This is a genomic window from Citrobacter sp. wls826, assembly GCF_005281245.1.
Taxonomy (GTDB): domain Bacteria; phylum Pseudomonadota; class Gammaproteobacteria; order Enterobacterales; family Enterobacteriaceae; genus Citrobacter; species Citrobacter braakii.
Genome location: NZ_SZWS01000048.1, coordinates 146,798 through 150,401, shown reverse-complemented (window position 1 = coordinate 150,401; position 3,604 = coordinate 146,798). Strand labels below are relative to the sequence as shown.

Here is a 3,604-nt window from a genome sequence, read left to right as displayed (position 1 = left end):
GGCGGCAGCCCCGGCAGAAAAAGCCGCTGCCGCGGGCGCCATTGAGACAATGGCTTATGAACTGGGGGCCGGGCTTGGGATCGCTATCTTTGGGTTGTTGTTGAGCCGCAGCTTTTCAGCCTCGATTCTGCCGCCTGTCGGACTTAACCCACAGGAGATAGAACGAGCCTCATCGTCAATGGGTGAGGCGGTGCAACTGGCGCACTCGCTCCCGTCGTCGCTGAGTGAGGCGTTGCTGTCGGCTGCTAAAGAAGCCTTTACCTGGTCGCACAGCGTGGCCTTAAGCAGCGCCGGCAGCATGCTTATCGTATTAGCGGTAGGAATGTGGTTCAGTCTGGCAAAGGTACAGCGTCAATAACTAATGGGCTAAATGACAGGGGTAATCCATCTCTTCGACTTCTTTCCCACTCAGTCGAGCGTATTGCCCCGTCAGCCTCCAGAACGCAGGCTGTGTTTCCGTATAGATCTCTGCCGCTAAAACCAGGCGGCGGCGATCCACCTCATTCAGCTCCAGCAGCGTCCACGGCACAAAATAACGATCGCTGCCCGTTAGGGTAAACCACAGCGGGCACCCGCAACCGGAACAGAAGAAACGTTCACCACGATTTGAAGATGGGAAGTGCGAAGGTTCTGCTGAATCTGGCGACATCAGCGGCTGAGCGCTGGCTTCCAGATACATAGCGATGCCACCTGACCACTTCTGGCACAGCGTACAATGACAGGCATAGACATCCAGCATTTCGACGTCGACGGTAAAATGACTCTGCCCGCAAAGACAACGACCAGTGAATGTCTGCACGGCATACTCCTTATGACCGAGTCTACATTAAGAGAAAAAGCCAGCCCTGGAAGGACTGGCTTTGTATTCAGACTACAACAAAATTAGAACTGGTAGTTCAGACCAACAGCAACGATGTTGTCGGTGCTTACACCGGCAGCTTTTGTGAAGTTGTTGTCATCCAGCAGGTTGATTTTGTAATCAACGAAGGTGGACATGTTTTTGTTGAAGTAGTAGGTAGCACCCAGGTCTACGTATTCAACCAGATCCTGGTCGCCGTAACCGTTGATGTCTTTACCTTTAGACTTCAGGTAAGCAACGGACGGACGCAGACCGAAGTCGAACTGGTACTGAGCAACAGCTTCAAAGTTCTGTGCTTTATTTGCAATACCGATGATCTCAGTACCGTTAACAGTACCACCAAAGGTAGTCATGTTACGGGTTTCGGAGTAGGTGGTTGCCAGGTAGATGTTGTTCGCATCGTATTTCAGGCCAGCAGCCCAAACTTCAGCGTTCTTACCGTCAGCTTTGAACTGACCGCTGTGGTTGTTCTGGGAGTCAGTACGGTCAGATTTCGCATAGGCTGCACCTACGCCGAAGCCTTCGTACTCATAGGTAGTAGACAGACCGAAGCCGTCGCCGTTAGCTTCTTTGTCGTCGCTACGATCGTTTTTACCCTGGTACTGCAGGGCAAAGTTCAGACCTTCGACCAGACCGAAGAAGTCGGTGTTACGGTAGGTTGCAACGCCAGTAGTACGGCCAGTCATGAAGACATCACTCTGGGTCCAGGTATCGCCACCGAACTCTGGCAGGACGTCGGTCCATGCGCCGATGTCGTAAGCTACGCCGTAGTTACGACCGTAGTCGAAAGAACCGTATTCAGCGAATTTCAGACCAGCGAATGCCAGACGGGTTTTATCTTTGTCGGAACCCTGATTTTCAGAACGGTTGCCTTTAAATTCATATTCCCACTGACCGAAACCAACCAGTTGGTCGTTGATCTGAGTTTCGCCTTTGAAGCCCAGACGCGCGTAAGTTTTGTCGCCATCGCTGCCGGTATCGTCAGAGAAGTAGTGCTGAGCGTGAACTTTACCGTACAGGTCCAGTTTGTTTGCGTCTTTGTTATATACCTCAGCTGCGTTTACCGCACCTGCCGCCAACAGGCTAGTCACTGCCACTGCAACTAATTTAAGTTTCATTCTAAATAATCCTTATAATTATTTCTTGGTGTGTTTCCTAAACCATTGCTAAACGAAGGGGTTCGTCAATGGCAAACCATTTTTAAATGACGCAGTGGTATAAGTTCAATAATAAGTTTCATAATATTGCGAAATATTTGAAGTTGTGTGATCCAGATCTACATAATATAGCTGATTGTATTAGTCTTAATATGTGACAGATCGGAATGGGTATATTTACATGGGGGACTATTGTGCAGGCTATAATTTAAATGGCGTTAGTTTCGCAGGTGTAATATATACATGTGAAGAGATATAGATGACCGAGTATTACTTTCGGGCGTTAATTAATTTCCATATATTTAACATTTAATTAAACAAATATAAACATAAACCGCAGTGGAATGAACAATTATTATTCATTAAATTGTCTAAAGTATAGCCGGATTTTATTTGTTTGTGATAAAACCCGACTTTTTTTCAGGCACGGCGCGTTGCCAGCCAGCAAAGCAGAGACCCCGCGCAGACCATTAGAGCTCCTTGCCAGAAGGATAGTGACAGCGGGGCGCTGAGTAACACCGCCGCCAGCGCAGAGGAGAGCACTGGAGTAAAATAAGACCCGACGGCCATAACGGTCACGTTGCCATGCAAAATGCCAATATTCCACGCGGCATAGGCAAATCCTAACGTTAATGCTGCAGTGAACATTTTAATCGTCACCGAAGTGCTGAAAACCATTTCCGGTTGAGGCGTAATAAAATAGTAAACCCACAAACTTGCCGCCGTTAGTAAAACGAACACGGTGATGCCGTTAAAACCTTTTGCATATTTATTAGTCACCGTGCAATACGTTGCCCAGATAAAAGCGCCGAGAAAGGCGAGGAAATAGCTAAGCGGACTGCTGGCAACATTGCTGATAATTTCTCCAGGATTCAGGCCGTTTTCACCCCCCAACACCCAACAAACCCCGGTCAATGCGATGATTAATCCGGGAATCACCAACCAGGTTGTTTTTTGGCCATTAAATAAGATGGCGAATAATATTGTCAGACTTGGCCAGAGATAATTGACCATACCCACTTCAATAGCCTGGTGACGAGTGGCGGCATAGCCGAGGGCCAGCGCTAAGCATATTTCATAGCTAACAAAAAGCACGCTACCGGCGATTAAATATCGCACAGGAATTTTTCTGATATTTGGGAATCCGACGGTAAATATCAGCAACAGGCCGCTTAATGTAAAAATCATCGCCGCGCCGCCTGCCGGCCCCAGTCCTTCGCTTACCCCACGAATAAGCCCGACCATCGTGCTCCAGAGCACGATGGCAATAAGCCCAATTAACGTTGCTTTTTGTTTTGTCATGCTGATTGTCTGTCCATGGTACTGGCAAAAATTAAGCTGAAATGTATAGCACCTTTACACCGTAGCGCGCTAATTAATTCCCTTTTGTCTACTCCCTTATGGGTACAAAGGTTAAGCGAAGTGCACTATTTAGTAGCGGAACCGTTTCGTTATTGATTTGACGCAAAAAAAATATGGATATAGCTGATAGTTTCGTCGCGAAGTTGTACATGTCATCTTTCAATCATGCCGCGCTGGCGCAATTTGAGAGATTTCCTGTACGAATCCCTGCAAAAAAGAGGAAAGC

At 47.8% G+C, this 3,604-nt stretch carries 3 protein-coding genes and 1 pseudogene; 1 reads left to right on the top strand and 3 read right to left on the bottom strand.

From position 1 onward, the window contains the following. Positions 1–358 (top strand): annotated as a pseudogene (locus tag FDW87_RS22345) (MFS transporter); the annotation flags it as partial. Here FDW87_RS22345 and FDW87_RS11350 read toward each other — a convergent pair. The 3 genes from FDW87_RS11350 to yddG all read right to left on the bottom strand — a co-directional run bounded on the left by FDW87_RS11350 (position 359) and on the right by yddG (position 3,318). Continuing rightward, positions 359–739: a GFA family protein gene (locus tag FDW87_RS11350; protein ID WP_087121860.1), complete on the bottom strand. Its 381-nt coding sequence runs from the start codon at positions 737–739 to the stop codon at positions 359–361. It abuts the pseudogene before it with no gap. Between the two features lie 143 nt (positions 740–882). Then, positions 883–1,977: a porin OmpD gene (gene ompD, locus FDW87_RS11345; RefSeq protein WP_016156547.1), complete on the bottom strand. Its 1,095-nt coding sequence runs from the start codon at positions 1,975–1,977 to the stop codon at positions 883–885. Positions 1,978–2,436: 459 nt separating this feature from the next. Next, positions 2,437–3,318, bottom strand: a complete 882-nt coding sequence (gene yddG, locus FDW87_RS11340) for an aromatic amino acid efflux DMT transporter YddG (protein WP_016156546.1) — start codon at positions 3,316–3,318, stop codon at positions 2,437–2,439. Positions 3,319–3,604 lie beyond the last annotated feature (286 nt).

Coding starts and splice junctions, on each gene's coding strand:
- FDW87_RS11350 (WP_087121860.1), bottom strand. CDS start 739: ATGCTGGATGTCTATGCCTGTCATTGTACGCTGTGCCAGAAGTGGTCA.
- ompD (WP_016156547.1), bottom strand. CDS start 1,977: ATGAAACTTAAATTAGTTGCAGTGGCAGTGACTAGCCTGTTGGCGGCA.
- yddG (WP_016156546.1), bottom strand. CDS start 3,318: ATGACAAAACAAAAAGCAACGTTAATTGGGCTTATTGCCATCGTGCTC.